General features: G+C 74.7%; 14 protein-coding genes. 4 read left to right on the top strand and 10 right to left on the bottom strand.

The features are described 5' to 3' along the window. Positions 1-34: 34 nt before the first annotated feature. Positions 35-655: a DUF47 domain-containing protein gene (locus FB586_RS09190; RefSeq protein WP_136519056.1), complete on the top strand. Its 621-nt coding sequence runs from the start codon at positions 35-37 to the stop codon at positions 653-655. 6 nt (positions 656-661) lie between these two features. Beyond that, positions 662-1,666, top strand: a complete 1,005-nt coding sequence (locus tag FB586_RS09195) for an inorganic phosphate transporter (RefSeq protein WP_136519057.1) — start codon at positions 662-664, stop codon at positions 1,664-1,666. 69 nt (positions 1,667-1,735) lie between these two features. Here the strand turns inward: FB586_RS09195 and FB586_RS09200 are convergent, their stop codons facing one another. After that, on the bottom strand, positions 1,736-2,620 hold the full coding sequence (locus FB586_RS09200; RefSeq protein WP_136519058.1) for an aldo/keto reductase family oxidoreductase: 885 nt from the start codon (positions 2,618-2,620) through the stop codon (positions 1,736-1,738). Positions 2,621-2,753: 133 nt separating this feature from the next. Between FB586_RS09200 and FB586_RS09205 the strand changes: the two genes are divergently transcribed. Further along, the gene (locus FB586_RS09205) at positions 2,754-3,209 is read left to right on the top strand and encodes a winged helix-turn-helix transcriptional regulator (RefSeq protein ID WP_222928335.1); all 456 of its coding nucleotides are present in this window, start codon (positions 2,754-2,756) and stop codon (positions 3,207-3,209) included. Here FB586_RS09205 and FB586_RS09210 read toward each other — a convergent pair. The 5 genes from FB586_RS09210 to FB586_RS09230 form a co-directional block, all read right to left on the bottom strand. After that, positions 3,199-4,176, bottom strand: coding sequence for an NUDIX hydrolase (locus FB586_RS09210; RefSeq protein ID WP_136519060.1), 978 nt, complete (start codon positions 4,174-4,176; stop codon positions 3,199-3,201). The genes FB586_RS09205 and FB586_RS09210 overlap by 11 nt on opposite strands. Continuing rightward, positions 4,173-6,407, bottom strand: a complete 2,235-nt coding sequence (locus FB586_RS09215; RefSeq protein WP_136519061.1) for an RNA degradosome polyphosphate kinase — start codon at positions 6,405-6,407, stop codon at positions 4,173-4,175. Before FB586_RS09215 ends, FB586_RS09210 begins: the two co-directional genes overlap by 4 nt. Before the next feature lie 52 nt (positions 6,408-6,459). Then, positions 6,460-7,434, bottom strand: a complete 975-nt coding sequence (gene mshD, locus FB586_RS09220; protein WP_136519062.1) for a mycothiol synthase — start codon at positions 7,432-7,434, stop codon at positions 6,460-6,462. 74 nt (positions 7,435-7,508) lie between these two features. Continuing rightward, positions 7,509-8,261: a prevent-host-death protein gene (locus tag FB586_RS09225; protein WP_222928336.1), complete on the bottom strand. Its 753-nt coding sequence runs from the start codon at positions 8,259-8,261 to the stop codon at positions 7,509-7,511. Further along, positions 8,251-9,267, bottom strand: coding sequence for a helix-turn-helix domain-containing protein (locus FB586_RS09230; protein WP_136519063.1), 1,017 nt, complete (start codon positions 9,265-9,267; stop codon positions 8,251-8,253). The genes FB586_RS09225 and FB586_RS09230 overlap by 11 nt, the downstream gene beginning before the upstream one ends. A gap of 197 nt (positions 9,268-9,464) precedes the next feature. Here FB586_RS09230 and FB586_RS09235 point away from each other — a divergent pair, with 197 nt between their 5' ends. Continuing rightward, entirely contained in the window at positions 9,465-10,748 is a 1,284-nt protein-coding gene (locus FB586_RS09235; protein WP_136519064.1) for an NAD(P)-binding domain-containing protein, read from the top strand. Between the two features lie 204 nt (positions 10,749-10,952). On the opposite strand, the gene FB586_RS09240 is transcribed toward FB586_RS09235, so the two are convergent. The 4 genes from FB586_RS09240 to FB586_RS09255 all read right to left on the bottom strand — a co-directional run bounded on the left by FB586_RS09240 (position 10,953) and on the right by FB586_RS09255 (position 16,645). Further along, positions 10,953-12,365 (bottom strand): cellulase family glycosylhydrolase, encoded by a 1,413-nt coding sequence (locus FB586_RS09240; protein WP_136519065.1) that lies wholly within the window; start codon positions 12,363-12,365, stop codon positions 10,953-10,955. Between the two features lie 252 nt (positions 12,366-12,617). Then, positions 12,618-14,639, bottom strand: coding sequence for an acetate--CoA ligase (acs, locus tag FB586_RS09245; protein WP_136519066.1), 2,022 nt, complete (start codon positions 14,637-14,639; stop codon positions 12,618-12,620). 172 nt (positions 14,640-14,811) lie between these two features. Beyond that, positions 14,812-15,714 carry a hypothetical protein gene (locus tag FB586_RS09250; RefSeq protein ID WP_136519067.1) on the bottom strand — a complete coding sequence of 301 codons (903 nt, stop codon included), beginning with the start codon at positions 15,712-15,714 and terminating at the stop codon, positions 14,812-14,814. A gap of 97 nt (positions 15,715-15,811) precedes the next feature. After that, a complete protein-coding gene (locus tag FB586_RS09255; protein ID WP_136519068.1) occupies positions 15,812-16,645 on the bottom strand; it encodes a formate/nitrite transporter family protein in 834 nt (277 codons plus the stop codon). Positions 16,646-16,805: the final 160 nt, after the last annotated feature.

Below are 16,805 nucleotides of genomic sequence, written 5' to 3' on the forward strand. Positions count from 1 at the left end.
CGGGCGACTGTCGTCCCTCGCCCCGGAGATCTCCGTGCGCCTGCGCCTGACACCGCGCGACACCTCGTACTTCGACCTCTTCGCCGCCCAGGCGACGCACCTCGTCACCGGTGCGAACCTGCTGGCCGAGATGCTCGGTGCCGACCGGCCCACCCGCAAGGAGATCAACAAGCGGATGGCCGAGGCCGAGCACGCGGCGGACGAGGCGACCCACACGATCATGCGGCGGCTGAACCAGACGTTCGTCACGCCGTTCGACCGCGACGACATCTACGACCTCGCCTCCAGCCTCGACGACTGCATGGACTTCATGGACGAGGCCGCGGACCTCATCGTGCTGTACAAGCTCGACGAGCTGCCGGCGCGCGTCTCCGACCAGGTCCAGGTGCTCCAGCGCGCGGCCGAGCTCACCGCCGAGGCGATGCCCCGGCTGCGCTCGATGGACTCGCTGCAGGAGTACTGGGTCGAGGTCAACCGCCTCGAGAACCAGGCCGACAAGTCGCACCGCAAGCTGCTCGCCCAGATGTTCGACGAGATCACCGACCCCATCCTGCTGATGAAGCTCAAGGAGGTCGTGGAGAAGCTCGAGGACGCGGCCGACGCCTTCGAGAAGGTCGCGAACAGCATCGAGACCATCGCGCTCAAGGAGTCCTGAGCACCGGTGGAACCTGCGCTCGTCGTCATCGTCGTCGCGCTCGCCCTGGGCTTCGACTACACCAACGGCTTCCACGACGCGGCCAACGCGATCGCCACCTCGGTGTCGACGCGTGCTCTGACGCCCCGCGCGGCGCTCGTCATGGCGGCCGTCATGAACTTCACCGGGGCACTGCTCGGCACGGAGGTCGCGGAGACGATCGCGACGTCGATCGTCGACCTGCAGAGCGCGTCGTCGCACAGCGCCCTCGTCGTCATCCTCTGCGCGCTCGTCGGCGCCATCACGTGGAACCTCATCACGTGGTGGTTCGGCCTGCCCTCGTCGTCGACGCACGCCCTCATCGGCGGACTCGTCGGCGCCGGCCTGGCCGGCAGCTTCGGGGTGTACGGCTCCGCGATCGTCGACAAGGTCGTCCTGCCGATGATCTTCTCGCCGCTCATCGGCTTCGGGCTCGCGTTCGCGCTGATGGTCGGCCTGCTCTGGCTGATCCGCAACGGTCGTCCAGCACGGGTGAACCGGCGCTTCCGGTTCGCGCAGACCGTGTCCGCCGCCGCGATGGCCCTGGGCCACGGCCTGCAGGACGCGCAGAAGACGATGGGCGTCATCTACCTCGCGCTGCTCACGGCCGAGTGGGCGGACCCGGACGAGGGCATCCCGCTGTGGGTCAAGCTCGCCGCTGCGGCCGCGATCTCGGCCGGCACGTACGCGGGCGGCTGGCGCATCATGCGGACGCTGGGCCGGCGCATCATCGAGCTCGACCCGGCCCGCGGCTTCGTCGCGGAGTCGGTCTCCGCGATCGTGCTCTACGTCAACGCGTTCTACCTGCACGCGCCGGTGTCGACGACGCACACGATCACCTCGGCGATCATGGGCGTCGGCGCCACGAAGCGGCTCTCGGCGGTCCGCTGGGGCGTGGCGAAGAACATCGCGGGCGCGTGGATCCTCACGATCCCCGCCGCGGCCCTGGTCGCCGCCGTCGTCTTCTGGGTCCTGCACCCGATCCTGGGCTGACCCGGACCACCACGGCCACGAGGGCCCCGTACCGGACACGACCGGTGCGGGGCCCTCGCACGTCACCGGCTAGCGGACGATCGCGTCGAGGTCCGCGACGTCCTGCTCCGACAGGGTCAGGTGGGCCGCCGCGACGTTCTCGCGCAGGTGCGCGACCGAGCGTGTGCCCGGGATGAGCAGGATGTTCGGCGAGCGCTGCAGCAGCCAGGCGAGGGCCACCGCCATCGGGCTCGCTCCCACCCGCTGCGCGACCGCCGTGAGCTCGGCGGACTGCAGGGGGCTGAAGCCGCCGAGCGGGAAGAACGGCACGTACGCGACGCCGTCGCGCGCGAGCGCGTCGACCAGGGCGTCGTCGTGGCGCACCGCCAGGTTGTACATGTTCTGCACGCACACGACCGGCGCGATGCCGCGCGCCTCGGCGACCTGCTCGGCGGTCACGTTGCTCAGGCCGACGTGCCGGACCAGACCCTCGCGCTGCAGGTCCACGAGGGCGCTGAACGGCTCGGCGAGCGAGCCCGGGCGCGGGCCGGTCGCGTCCCCCATCCGCAGGTTCACGACGTCGAGCACGTCGAGCCCCAGGGACTCGAGGTTCTGCTCGACCTGCCGCCGCAGCTGCGCCGGCCGGCGCGCGACCGGCCAGCCGCCGGCGGCGTCGCGCTCGGCGCCGACCTTCGTCACGACGTGCAGCCCCTCCGGGTAGGGGTGCAGGGCCTCGCGGACCAGGCGGTTGGTCACGTGCGGGCCGTAGGCCTCGGCGGTGTCGACGTGGGTGACCCCGAGCGCGACCGCCTCGCGCAGGACGGCTCGCGCGGCGTCCTCGTCGGCGGGCGGGCCGAGCACGCCGGGGCCGGCCAGCTGCATGGCGCCGTACCCGAGGCGGCCGACGGCGAGGTCGCCGAGCGTCCAGGTGCCGCCCGGGAGCGCCGGGGACTCCGTGGTGGGTGGTGTGGTCACGTGTGCTGCCCTCTCCGGTGGGTGTGCGGGTGCGGCGCGATGCGCCGTCGCACGTGATCCTGCGTGCCGCACTACCTGATAGGAAGTACGTACCTGGAAGTGCGTAAGGAGCAGGGCGGGGAGGAGACCGGTGATGACGACGACGGCAGCGGAGCGTCGGGCCCGTGCGAAGGTCGAGTACGACGCGTTCCTCGCGGCGTGCCCCAGCCACCAGCTGCTCGGCCGGGTCTCCGACAAGTGGGTCGCGCTCGTGCTCACCGCGCTCGGCAGCGGCGGCACCGCGGCCGACTGCGCCGGTGAGCCGCGCCCCATGCGCTACTCCGAGCTGCAGCGGCTGCTCGCGGGCGTCAGCCCGAAGATGCTCACGCAGACGCTGCGCTCCCTGGAGCGCGACGGCCTCGTGACGCGCACCGTGACACCGACGGTCCCGGTCACGGTCTCCTACGCGCTCACCGACCTGGGCCTGTCGCTGCAGCACGTGGTGCGCGGGCTGAAGTCGTGGGCCGAGGCCCACATGGACGAGGTCGCGGGCCACCGTGCCGCGTACGACGCGCGCACCGCCCGACCCGCCGACGCGGTCAGTCCGTGACGGGGGAGCGGTGGGTCTCCACCGCGACCACCCGAGGACCGCGCCGCGTGACCGCCGCGTGCGCGACGAGCACCTCGCCCGGCTGCAGGTAGGGGTTGCGGGTGGGCAGCGCGTCCGCGACCGCCCGGCGGGAGTGGGCCGACAGCACGTCGAGGACGGTCGGCAGCACCGGGCGGTGCGTGCACAGGACCGTGTCGCGCCGGTCGTCGAGGCAGCCGCGTACCAGCGCGGCCACGCGCGCCGGGGACTCGTCGTGCTCCGCCTCGGTGAGGACGTCGGTGACGTCGGGCTCCAGGCCGGTCGCCTGCGCGTACGGGGCCATGGTCGCCGCGCAGCGCTCCCAGCCGCTGGTGACCACGCGGCCCACCCCGAAGGCGGTGAGCACGGGCACCATCGCGGTCGCCTGGCGCAGCCCCAGGCCCGTGAGCGGACGGTCCCCGTCGTCGCCGCCCCACAGGCTGCGCTTGCGGGCCTGCCCGTGCCGCGCGACCACGACCGCGCGCGTGTCGAGCCGGTCCTTGGCGTAGGTCTCGACCAGCACGTCGAGCGGGCGCCGGTCCGCCTTGCGCGTCAGGCGCGCCGCCGCCTCGGCCACGTCGCACCACTCCCACCGGTCGATCTCGCCGGCGCCCGCCGGCGTCACCGGGGGGCGGGCCGCGAGGGCCGCCGCGTCGTGCCGGCCGGCGACCTGCGCCGCCCAGTAGCGCACGACCTTGCGCCGCCCGTCGCCGAGCGTGTACTCGACGCTCGGCAGCGGGACGCCCAGCGCGACCGGCAGGCCCGTCTCCTCCTCGGTCTCGCGCACGGCGGCGACGGGGAAGAGCTCACCGGGGTCGAGCTTGCCCTTCGGCCACGACCAGTCCTGGTACCGGGGACGGTGGACGAGGGCGACCTGCAGCCGCCCCGCCCGCAAACGCCACACGAGGGCGCCCGCGGACCGGACCGCGGGCAGTGCGGCGGCCCTCACCGCGCGGAGCCCGGCCGGCGCCTCTGCCGCTGGACGAGGGCCTCCTGCAGGTCCACGAGGGGTCCGTCGGGCCCGCGGTGGTGCCGCTCCCAGACGCCGTCCACGTCCAGGTGCCACGAGGACGTGCCGTCGTCGACGGACTCGTCGAGCAGCTCGAGGAGCTCTTGGACGTGCGCCGGGTCCGAGACGCGCACGAGCGCCTCGACGCGCCGGTCGAGGTTGCGGTGCATGAGGTCGGCGGACCCGATGAACACCTCGGGCCCCTCGAAGCCGTCGTCCGGCCCCGGCGTCGCGTGCGCGAACGCGAAGACCCGCGAGTGCTCGAGGAAGCGCCCGAGGATCGAGCGGACGCGGATCGTCTCGGACAGCCCCGGCACGCCCGGGCGCAGCGCGCAGATGCCGCGCACGTTGATGTCGATCGGCACCCCGGCCTGCGACGCCCGGTACAGCGCGTCGATCGTGGCCTCGTCGACCATGGAGTTGACCTTGATCCTGATCCACGCCGGCTCGCCGCGGCGTGCCGCCTCCGCCTCGCGCTCGATGCGCTCGACGAGGCCCGTGCGCACCGAGCGCGGCGCCACGAGCAGTCGGTGGAAGCGCGACTTCGGCGCGTAGCCCGAGAGCTGGTTGAACAGGCGCGTCAGGTCCTGGCCGACCTCCGGGTCGGCGGTGAGCAGGCCGAGGTCCGTGTACAGGCGCGCGGTCTTGGGGTGGTAGTTGCCCGTGCCGACGTGGCTGTAGCGGCGCAGGCCGTCCGCCTCCTGCCGGACCACGAGCGAGAGCTTGCAGTGCGTCTTGAGGCCCACGATGCCGTAGACGACGTGCACGCCGGCCTGCTCGAGCTTGCGGGCCCAGGAGATGTTGTTCTGCTCGTCGAACCGCGCCTTGATCTCGACGAGCGCGAGGACCTGCTTGCCGGCCTGCGCGGCGTCGATGAGCGCGTCGACGATGGGGGAGTCGCCCGACGTGCGGTACAGCGTCTGCTTGATGGCCAGCACGTGCGGGTCCGCGGCGGCCTGCTCGAGGAACGTCTGCACCGACGTCGAGAACGAGTCGTACGGGTGGTGCAGCAGGATGTCGCGCGCCCGGATCGCCGCGAACACGTCCGTCGGGTTGGACGACTCCACCTCCGCGAGGTGCCGGTGCGTCGCCGGGACGAACCGCGGGTACTGCAGCTCGGGGCGGTCGAGGTCGGCGACGAGGTGGAGGCCGGTGTGGTCCAGCGGGGCGGGCAGCTCGTAGACGTCGTCCTCGGACATGCCGAGCTGGCGCACGAGGAACTTGCGGACGCGGTTGCTGATGCCCTCGGCGACCTCGAGGCGCACCGGCGGGCCGAACCGGCGCCGCAGCAGCTCCTTCTCCATCGCCTTGAGGAGGTTCTCGGCGTCGTCCTCCTCGACCTCCACGTCCTCGTTGCGCGTGATGCGGAACGTGTGGAACTCGCGCACCTCCATGCCGGGGAACAGCATGTCGAGGTGCTGGGCGATGACGTCCTCGACCGGGACGAACGACATCGGACCGCTCTCCGCCCCGGCCGAGGCGCTGTCCGGCGCGGACGGGCGCCCGGCGGCGTCCACGGCGATGTAGCGGGGGAGCAGCGGCGGGACCTTGACCCGCGCGAAGTGCTCCTTGCCGCTCGTCGGGTTCACGACGCTGACGGCGAGGTTGAGCGACAGCCCGGAGATGTACGGGAACGGGTGCGCCGGGTCGACCGCGAGCGGGGTGAGCACCGGGAAGATCTGGCGGCGGAAGAACTTGTGCAGCCGGTCCTGCTCGGCCTCGCCGAGGTCGTCCCACCGCACGATCGTGATGCCCTCGGCGGCGAGCGCCGGCTGCACGTCCCGCTGGAACACCTCGGCGTGGCGCGCCATGAGCTCGTGCGCCCGCTCGCTGATCGCCTCGAGCACCTGACGCGGCGACAGCCCCGACGCGGCCGTCACCGCGATGCCGGTGGCGATGCGGCGCTTGAGGCCGGCGACGCGGACCATGAAGAACTCGTCCAGGTTGGACGCGAAGATCGCGAGGAAGCGCACGCGCTCCAGCAGCGGCAGCTCCGGGTCCTCGGCCAGCTCCAGGACGCGCTGGTTGAACGCGAGCCAGGAGAGCTCGCGGTCGAGGAAGCGGCCGTCCGGCAGCGGCCCCGTCTCGGGCAGCGCGGTCGGGTCCTCGGTCTCGACGTGCTCGGCGATGCTCGCGGCGAGGTCGGGGTCGATCGCGGGGGCGTCGGTCATGTGCCCATGGTGGCACCGCCCGGTGAACGCGTCGTGTCGTCCCGGGGGACCGTCACCCCGCGGGCGGTGCGGCCTCCGGCGCGGGCCCGTACATCACGTCGACGGCGGCCCGCGTGAAGCCGGCCCGCTCGTACGTGTGCACGGCGACGGTGTTCTCGGCGCCGGTGTAGAGGATCACCGTCCGCAGCCCCCGGTCGCGCAGGTGGGTCAGGCCCAGCGCGGTCAGCGCGCGCCCGAGGCCGAGCCCCTGCGCGTCCGGGTCGACGCCGACGACGTAGATCTCCCCGACCGCCTCGTCGGGTCCGGCGTCGGGCGCCTCGCCCGGCGGGTGCACCTTCGTCCACACCGACCCCAGGAGCTGGCCGTCGCGCTCGGCGAGCAGGAAGCCCGCGGGGTCGAACCACGGCTCGGCCTCGCGGGCCCGCAGGTCCGCGGACGTCATGCGGCCCTGCTCCGGGTGGTGCGCGAACGCGCGCGCGTTCACCCGCCGCCACGCCTCCTCGTCCTCGCCCGGCACGAACGGGCGCACCGTGACCCCCGGCGGCAGGGCGGCCTCGGCCGGCGGGTGGGCCTCGAGGTCGACCGCCATGCGCAGCAGCTCGCGGACCACGACGAGCCCGGCGGCGCCGGCCGCCGCCCGGGCCGCCGGCACGTCGCCGTGCGCCCAGACCGACAGCCGCCGCCCGGGGACGGCGGCCGTCTCCTCCTGCGCCCGGGCGAGCAGCGCCGCGGCGACTCCGCGCCGGCGGCGGTCGGGGTGCACGACGAGCTCGGCGCTCACCCGCGTCGTCGTGCCCACGTCGAGCTGGGCGTACCCGACGAGGGTGCCGTCGGCGGAGCGCGCCAGCAGGTGCACCACCGGCGCCTCCGGCTCGGTGAGCCAGAGCAGGGGCTGCTCGGACAGGGGCGGGACGCCGTCGACGGCGGCGGCGTCGCGGTGCAGGGCGCGGACGGCGTCGGCCGTGCCCGGGTCCAGCGGCCCGGCGACGGCGGAGACGTGGGTCGACGCGTCGGTGTCGGACGTCATGGGCCCATCCCATCACGGCGTCCTCCCGGCCGGTGCCGGCGTGCTGACAGCGAACCGTCCGGGCGAGACCGGGTTCACCCGACGCATGCATCGAGAAGGAGTTCGGCGGCGAGATCGAGGTCATCCAGCGTCAGGTCTGATCCTCCCGTGTCGTGGATCCAGCGCAGGGAGGTGGTCCGTCGACGCACGAGCCACAGGTCGGCGTGGACGGAGACGTCCTCCTTCATCTGCTGTGGACAGGCGTTCGTCTGATCGAGGACGACATCGCGGATGCCGGGATCGAGCACCAGGCGGACGATGTCCTGGAGGTCGGTGCCCTGCTTGGCGGCGCCGCGGTTCATGACCGCCTGGAGCTTCATCGCGACGAGAGGGCCGGGTTCCGCCACGGGGGTGACAGCCCCGACCGTGGCTCCCTCGAGCAGGTCGACGCGGATCTCCACCGGTGTCGCCGTCTCGTAGGCCCACGCGTGGGCCGAGGCGTGGAGCCGATCGCCCGGGTCGTCGCTCGGCTCGTCGAGCTCGATCTGTCGAACTTCGAGCACGTCCACCTTGACCGAGCCGAAGCGTGTCGGGAGAAGAACGGCGGCGGGTTCGGCGAGATCGACACCCGGAGCAGCGCGCAGGACCTGGAGCTGCGGAGGATCGCCCCGGAGACGATCGACGACATCGAGGTCGGTGGTCGCGCGATAGGGCTGCGTGAGGCGGCACATGACCGCCAGTCCGCCGACGACGACAGGCGGTCGCCCGATGATCCTCTGCACGTCGTCGACGGCCTGGACGACGCCGGCCATGGCCTCGCCGACGAACCTGACCGGGTTACCAGACACGGCGCCACTCGGACGAGGGGACCCAGGCGTCGAGAATCTCGCGTCCGCGGCCGACGTCCTGCGCGAGATCGAGCGCGACGAAGACAGGGTGCGCCAGCGGCCACGGTGTGTGGTTGGCGAGGACCTCGACGCGTCGCGCACACACCGCGGGCACCGGCGCGACCCGGACGACGCAGGCTGCGTGCCCAGGGGACGGCGCGCGACCGAGGAGCTTCTCCGCGCGGCGCGACGTCGTCTCGTCGGGGACGTAGAACTCCGGTATGTGGTCGGACCGGACGGCCATCGGCGCCCCGAGTGTGGCGGCGGCCGCCGCATCCGTCAGCGCCCAGCCGGTCGAGTGCTCGGGATCCACCAGGCCGAGGCGGAGCGAGGCCGTGATCCGCGTCGCGTCACCGGGAGGTGGGATCCGTGCCAGGTGGACGTCGCTGGTCGTCCACCGTTCGGCGACCCGCCAGAAGAGCCGCTCGTCAGGAACCCGCCGCTTGTCGTCGATGAGATCCTCGGCCCTGAGCGCCTTCAGCACCTCGGAGACGGTGCTCGGAGACCTGGTGAGGACCCGGGCCAGCTCGCGTACGGCGGTCCCGGCATCGGGTTCGAGGAGCAGGGCCGTGGCGACCTCCAGCCCGGCCCTTCCGGCCACCGGGTCCTTGCGGACGCGGCGCTCACCGTGCGGCTCGAGGTCGGTGTCGATCACCAGGTGGGGGGCGCGGATCGCGAGGCGGCCCCGCAGGTCGAAGTACCCGGCCCCCTCGGCCAGGAGCATGTCGCGCGCCTCTCGGGTCACTCGGTCCCCGACCACGAGGAGGAGCGTGCCGGGAGGGAGGTGCGTGCTCGTCAGGATCCGCTGGGCGGCATCCCGGTCGACCAGGGCTCGCCGCGTGAGCTGGACCGGCGTGCCGCCCGGCCGGAGTACCAGGTCGACGTCACGGTCCGATGCCGGGGTCGATGCACGGACGCCGAGCAGGCGCAGAGCGTCGCTCACGAGGTCAGTGGTGGCGTCGGCCATGCCCCGATCATGGGGGCCGTTCGGTGTTCGGTCAATACCGAACACCGAACAAGCGTCAGTGGCAGGCGCCGGTGGGCGCTCTGGGCCGGTCCGTCCGCTCTGCCCGACGCGTGCTGTGGAGGGCTCGTGCACGCCGGGTGCCGAGGGGTGGGCCGGGCGGCGCGGGCCGCGGGTGCGCGGGTAGCGTGGTCGCCGCCATGGAGCCTCCCGTCAGCGCCACCCCCGCCGTCGCCGGGCGCCGCGCCCGCCGGCACCGGGGTCGCCGCACGGTCGAGGTGGACGTCCTGGTCGTCGGGGCCGGGCAGGCGGGGCTCTCGACCGCGTACCACCTGCAGCGCACGGGCCTCGTGGCCGTCGGCTCGCGCGGGTGGGAGCACGCAGCCGGGACGTTCGTCGTCCTCGACGACAACGCGCGCGCGGGCGGCGCGTGGCAGCACCGCTGGCGGAGCCTGACCATGGCCGACGCGCACGCGGTGCACGACCTCCCGGGCATGCCGCTCGTCGTCGTCGACCCCGCCGAGCCCGCCGCCGACGCCGTGCCGTACTACTTCGCGCAGTACGAGGACGCATACGCGCTCAACGTGCAGCGCCCCGTCCGGGTCCTGCGGGTCGAGCGCGCGGCCGTCCCCGACGGGGTGGAGCCCCGCTACCTCGTCACCACCCGGCACGTGGACCACCCGGACGAGGTGGTGGTGTGGGCGGCCCGGGCGGTGGTGAACGCGTCCGGCACGTGGCAGCGCCCGTTCTGGCCGTCGTACCCCGGCCGCGGGACGTTCCGCGGGCGCCAGCTGCACACGCGCGACTACCGGGACGCCCGCGACCTCGCCGACGGGCACGTCGTCGTGGTGGGCGGCGGCACGTCCGCCGTGCAGCTGCTGCTCCAGCTCGCGCAGGTGACCACGACGACGTGGGTCACGCGCCGCCCGCCGCGGTGGGTGGACGCCGAGTTCACGCCGGAGCTCGGCCGGGAGGCCGTCTCCCGCGTCGACGAGCGGACGCGCGCCGGCCTGCCGCCGCGGTCGGTGGTGAGCGTGACGGGGCTTCCGCTGACGCCAGCCTACCGGGCGGGCATCGCCTCGGGCGTGCTGCGGGCGCGACGCGTGTTCGACCGCATCGAGCCGGACGGTGTCGCGTGGGACCCGGACGCCCCGGCGCTGCGCGCCCGCGACGCGGAGGACGACGGCGCCGACCTGCCCGCCGACCTGCCCGGCCTCGCGCCCGACCTCGGGGGCTGGGTCGACGGGCCGCCGTTCGTCGCCGCGCGCACGATCCTGTGGGCCACCGGGTTCCGGTCGGCGCTCGACCACCTCGCGCCGCTCGGCCTGCGCGCGGCCGGCGGGGGCATCCGGATGGACGGCACCGAGGTCGTGGGGGAGCCGCGCCTGCAGCTCGTGGGGTACGGGCCGAGCGCGTCGACGATCGGCGCGAACCGCGCGGGTCGCGAGGCCGTCCGCCGGCTGCGGCGCGCGCTCGGCTGGTGACGCCCGCCCGGGCGACGGCTCGCCCCGCGACCGCGTGGCCCACGACCGCCCGACCCACGCCGGCCCGTGGGAGTGGCGTCCTGGTCGTCCCGGGCGACCGTTCCTGCAGGCTCGTCGTGGGGTGGGGTGGAGTACCCGGGGCGGGTGTGCGTCGGCCCCCGCCTCGAGGGGAGACGGGGGCCGACGCACGCGGTGGAGCGGCGGTCAGGAGCAGGCCACCGGGACCGTGCCCGTGGGCGCCGTGCCCGACCCGATGAAGCCGTAGCTCGTCGTCTGGCCGGCGCCGAGCGTGCCGTTCCACGCCGCGTTCGTCACCGTGACGGTGCCGCCCGAGCTCGAGAACGCGCCGCTCCAGCCCTGCGACACCGACGCACCGGACGGCAGCGTGAACTGCGTCCGCCACGCCCGCGTGCCCGCGGTGCCGGCCTTCACCTCGACCGCGCCCTGGAAGCCGCCGGGCCACGAGCCGGTGATCCGCAGCGTCGCGGTGCACGCGCCGCCGGGGTTCTGGGTCGGGGTCGCCGTGGGCGTCGCCGTCGGGGTGGGCGTCACGGTCGGGGTGGGCGTGACCGTCGGCGTCGCCGTGGGCGTCGGGGTCGGGGTGCTGCCGCCGAAGAACGTCGCCGTGCGTGCCGTCGCCCGGATGCCGTTCGCACCGGCGAAGATCCGGGTGCCCCAGGACGTCATCCGCGCGGGGTCGAAGGCCGTGACCATGTCGAGGTACTCGACGCCGCCGCCGTTGCCCGACCACGACCAGCCGTAGTAGCCGACGCCGCGGCGCTGCGCCTCGGCCATGATCGTGTCCTCGTCGGGGTTGCCGTCGGAGTGGTCGTGCCCGAACTCGCCGATGACGAGCGGCAGGCCCTTCGCCGCGAACGCGTCGAGGTAGGCCGTGACCGTCGACGCCTGCGCGTACACGCCGTACATGTGCACGGAGAACAGGACGTTGCCGTCCGGGTCGGCGGCCGCGACGGTCGGCGCCTGGTCGCGCATGATCCCGCGCCAGTCCTGCCCCCACATGGGGGCGTCGACCACGATGTTGTGCCGCAGCCCCGCCGCGCGGATCGTGCGGATCGCGGCGGACGTGTCGGCGGCCCACTGCGCCGACACCGTCTCGTTGTTGCCGTACGGCTCGTTGCCGATGTTGATCTGGATGAAGTCCTCGGTGCCCTGCAGCGTGCTGCGCAGGCCCACCCAGTAGTCGGCCGCCTGTGCGAGCGTCGCGGCACCGGCCTGCTCGCCGTAGCCGGTGGTGTCGTGCACCTCGAGCATGCAGACGAGCTGGTGGGTGCGGCACAGGGAGATGACGTTCGCGACGTCCGCCGCGTCGTTCCGCGTCCACCGCGTGCCGTTCGACAGCACGACGCGCAGGGCGTTCGCCCCGGCCGCGCGGATGGCGGGGATGGCCCGCGGCGTCTCGGAGACGTACCAGGTGTGCGCGTGGCTGACGCCGCGGGCGACGAACGGCGTGCCGTTCTCCTCGACGAGGCGCGTGCCCTCGACGTGGAGGCCGACCGGGTCCGCCGCGGAGGCGGTGGTGGCCACGGCGGTCACGCCGCCGACGGCCAGCAGCGCGGTCGCACAGGCGGCGACCGCGCGCGTGGTCAGGTGCTTCATGAGACGTCCTCGTTCCCCGAAGTGGTGGCTGACGAGCACCCGCCCGCCTGTCCGCCGGCCGGTGGGCGGGCGGGTGCGCGGGTCACACAACCAGCACGCCGGGAAGCGCTCCACGCGCCTAAACGCTTCGCCGTCGCGCCCCTCCCCGGCCCCTGCGGGAAGCGCCCTCCGGCGCGGTCCGCGCGGTCCCCGGACGCGCCGACGGCCCGGCACCCCGCGGGGCCGGGCCGTCGGCGAGGAGCCGCGGGCCGGTCAGTCGGACGAGGCCGCCGGCTTGTTCAGGCCGGCCGCGATGAGGTCCATGACGGAGGAGTCCGCGAGCGTCGTCGCGTCCCCGACCTGGCGGTGCTCGGCGACGTCGCGCAGCAGCCGGCGCATGATCTTGCCCGACCGGGTCTTCGGCAGCTCCGCCACCACGAGGATTTGCCGCGGCTTGGCGATGGGGCCGATCTCGCGCGCCACGTGGTCGCGCAGCGTCTGCTGCACCGTGGCCGCGTCTGACCCCGCCGCCTCCGTCGCGTCGCCGCGCAGGATGACGAACGCGACGACGGCCTGCCCCGTGGTCTCGTCGGTCGCGCCGACGACCGCCGCCTCCGCGACCCACGGGTGCGAGACGAGCGCCGACTCGATCTCCGTCGTCGACAGGCGGTGGCCGGACACGTTCATGACGTCGTCCACCCGGCCCAGCAGCCAGATGTCGCCGTCCTCGTCCTTCTTGGCGCCGTCGCCCGCGAAGTACATGCCGGGGAACCGCGACCAGTACGTGTCCTTGTACCGCTCCGGGTCGCCCCAGATGCCGCGCAGCATCGACGGCCACGGCTCCGTGAGGACGAGGTACCCGCCGGCGCCGTTCGGCACCGGCTTCGCGTCGTCGTCGAGCACGTCCGCCGCGATCCCGGGCAGCGGCACCTGCGCCGACCCCGGCTTCGCCTCGGTGACGCCCGGCAGGGGGCTGATCATGATCGCGCCCGTCTCGGTCTGCCACCACGTGTCGACCACGGGCGTGCGGTCGCCGCCGATGACCCGGCGGTACCAGGTCCACGCCTCGGGGTTGATGGGCTCGCCGACGGACCCGAGCACGCGCAGCGACGACAGGTCGAACTGCCCGGGGATCTCCTCGCCCCACTTCATGCACGTGCGGATCGCCGTCGGGGCGGTGTAGAGGATCGTCACGCCGTACTTCTGCACGATCTCCCACCAGCGGCCCCGGTGCGGGGTGTCGGGGGTGCCCTCGTAGATGACCTGCGTCGCGCCGTTCACGAGCGGTCCGTAGACCACGTACGTGTGCCCGGTGACCCAGCCGATGTCCGCCGTGCACCAGTAGACGTCGGTCTCGGGCTTGAGGTCGAAGACGTTGAGGTGGGTGTAGGCCGCCTGCGCGAGGTACCCGCCCGTGGTGTGGAAGATGCCCTTCGGCTTCCCGGTCGTGCCCGAGGTGTAGAGGATGAACAGCGGGTGCTCGGCCTCCACCTCGACGGGCGCGTGCTGCGCCGACGCGGCCTCCACCGCGTCGTGCCACCAGACGTCCCGGCCCTCCGTCCACTCGACGGGCTGGCCCGTGCGCCGCACCACCAGCACGTGCTGCACGCTCGGGGCACCCTTGGCGAGCGCCTCGTCGACCGCCGGCTTCAGGGCGCTGGCGCTGCCGCGCCGGAAGCCGCCGTCGGCCGTGATCACGAGCGTCGCCTCGGCGTCGAGGATGCGCGAGCTCAGCGCCTCCGCCGAGAACCCGCCGAACACGACCGAGTGCGGCGCGCCGATCCGCGCGCACGCGAGCATCGCGACGACCGCCTCCGGGATGAGCGGCATGTAGATCGCCACCCGGTCGCCCGTGCGCACACCGAGCGCGGCGATCGCGTTCGCGGCCTTCGACACCTCGCGCTGCAGGTCCGCGTACGTGAGCGCGCGGGTGTCGCCGCCCTCGCCCTCGAAGTGCAGCGCGACGCGGTCGCCATGGCCCGCCTCGACGTGCCGGTCCACCGCGTTGTACGCCGCGTTCAGCCGGCCGTCCGCGAACCAGCGCGCGAACGGCGCGTCCGACCAGTCCAGCGTCTGCGTGAACGGCGTCGACCACGTGAGCAGCTCGCGCGCCTGCTCCGCCCAGAACGTGGTCCGGTCGGCGTTCGCCCAGGAGTACAGGTCGGCGGTCGCGTTGGCCTGCGCCGCGAACTCGGGGGACGGGGGGAACCGGCGGGCCTCGGTGAGGAGGTTCTCCAGGCCGGACGTCGGGGCGGGCGCCGCGTCGGTCGGTGTGGCGGCGGACGGTTCGGTCACGGTGTCTCCCTGCGCAACGGCGTCGGTGCGGCTGTTCGGTGCTGACCTGTGGGGTCCTCGCCACGGACCTTAGTCCCGGGCGCGGACGCGGCGCACGCACGGCGCGGGACGTCCGCGCCGCCCGGACCGCCCGCGGCGCGCGTCCGGTCCGTCCGGATCCGCCCGCGCGCGCTCAGACGGCGCGGTTGCGCTCGCGGAACACGCCCAGCCGCACGCCGCGCCGACGCGCCGCCGCCGCGACCAGGCCCCCGACCAGCACGAGGAGCCCGACGGCCAGCAGGGTGCCCGAGGTGGCGGCCACCGTGCTCTCGACGGTCGTGCGGTACCAGGCGTCCGCGTCGACGACCGCGAGCACCTGCTGCCGGGCGATCCCCGGCGCGTACAGCGCGAGGCCGCCGAGGAGCCCGAGGACGACCCCGGCCGTCACCGGCACCGCCGGGGTCCACAGCGCGAGCAGCAGGACGAGCGCGAGCAGCACCGCCCCCACGGACACCAGGACGATGCCGAGCACGTCGAGCGACGCGTCCCAGCCGTCGACCTGGGCCACGAGGATCCGCGACTGCCCGACGAGGGCGAGCAGCGCCGCGACCGGGGCGAGCAGCAGCCCCACGAGCACCCCGAGCACGTGCGTGCCGGCGTGCGCGGTGCGCGGCGCGTTCGGGTCGGGGAAGAGGTCGCCGTCGTCGGAGCCCTCCGGGTGGTCGCCGCGCGGGGCGACGCGGTTCGGGCCGGGCGCGTCGTGCTCGTCGTCGCGCCCCGCGTCCCGTGCGTCGGGGCCGGGCCGGTCCGCGTCCTGGCGCGCGCCGGCCGCCTCGGGCGCGCCGGCCGGCTGCGGGACCCCCGCCGGCCGGGCGGGGGCGGCGGGGCTGGTCGCGGGGTGGGTCGCCGCGGTGGTCGGCGGCCCCGGGCGCACGGGCGGGGTGGCGGCGGTGGCGCCCCCGTCCGCCCCGCCGTCCAGCGGTTCCGGGGGCGTGGGTACCGGCCGCGCGACGGCGTGCCGGCCCGTGTCCGTGCCGGGCTCGCTCGCGCCGTCGCGCACCGGGCCGGTCGGCCGCTGCGGGTCTGAGGTGCTCATGCGTGCTCCCGCGGGTCGCGCCTCGGCGTCCACCGACGCCTGGGTCGCGCCCACGGTAGTGCGGCCGGCGGCCGGTGGCCGGGCGGCGCGCGGCGGGTCAGACCGGCGCGGTCGCGGCCGCCGCGGGCGCGCGCGGCGGGACGGCCTGCGGCACCCCGGACGCCGGGTGCGCGCCGTAGGCGTACGCGGCCCCCACGAGCACCGCGCCGCCCAGCCTGTTCCCCACGCCGACGACGACGAGGTTGCGCGCCGCCTCCGCCACCGTCGCCCCCGGGACGTCGCCGTACAGCGCGAGCGAGAACGTCGTCATGTTCGCCACCACGTGCTCGAAGCCCGAGGTGATGAAGACCATGACGCACCCGACCACGACCGCGACGCCCGCGGCGCCGGGGCCGAGGCGTCCCCAGCACCAGACGGCGAGGCAGACGAGCAGGTTGCACAGCACCCCGCGCACCAGCAGCTGCGCCGTCGTCGCCCCGGCCTTGTGCTCGACGAGGCGCGCGAGCGTCTCGCCGGCGGCCGTCCCCGGGGCCGCCGCCGCCGACACGTGCACCAGCGCGGCGAACGCCGCGGAGCCGAGCAGGTTGCCGCCGAGGCAGGCGAGCAGAGTGGCGCCGGCCCGGCCCCACCCCACGCGGCGCGCGAGGACGCCCTGCGTGAGGACCATCATCGCGCTCGTCGCGAGCTCGCCGCCGGCCACGAGCACGATCGTCAGGGCGACGCCGAAGACGAGGCCGTTGACGAGCGGCGCCCACGGGGAGCCCGCGACGACGAGCGGCCCGCCCGCCGTGAGCAGGACGAGCACGCCGATGCCGATCGCGGCGCCGGCGAGCATCGTGCGGACGAGGAGCAGGCCGGGCGTGCGCAGCAGCGCGACCTTGTGCGCGGCGGCGTCGGCCTGCGCGGCGACGGCCTCGGGGATGGTCAGCACGGGGCCCATCGTCGTGGCGCCGCCCGGTCGCGACCCGGGACGAAAGGGCAGGTCGCCGCGCCGACGGGCCCCGCGGCACGCCCGATCCGTCCGTGCGCGTCCGGAGCGTCCCGTCCGGGTGGGCGGGACGCGGTCACGGGCGGGGCCCGCACCTGGGACA

Origin of the sequence: Cellulomonas telluris (assembly GCF_004886325.1) — a bacterium.
Classification (GTDB): domain Bacteria; phylum Actinomycetota; class Actinomycetes; order Actinomycetales; family Cellulomonadaceae; genus Cellulomonas; species Cellulomonas telluris.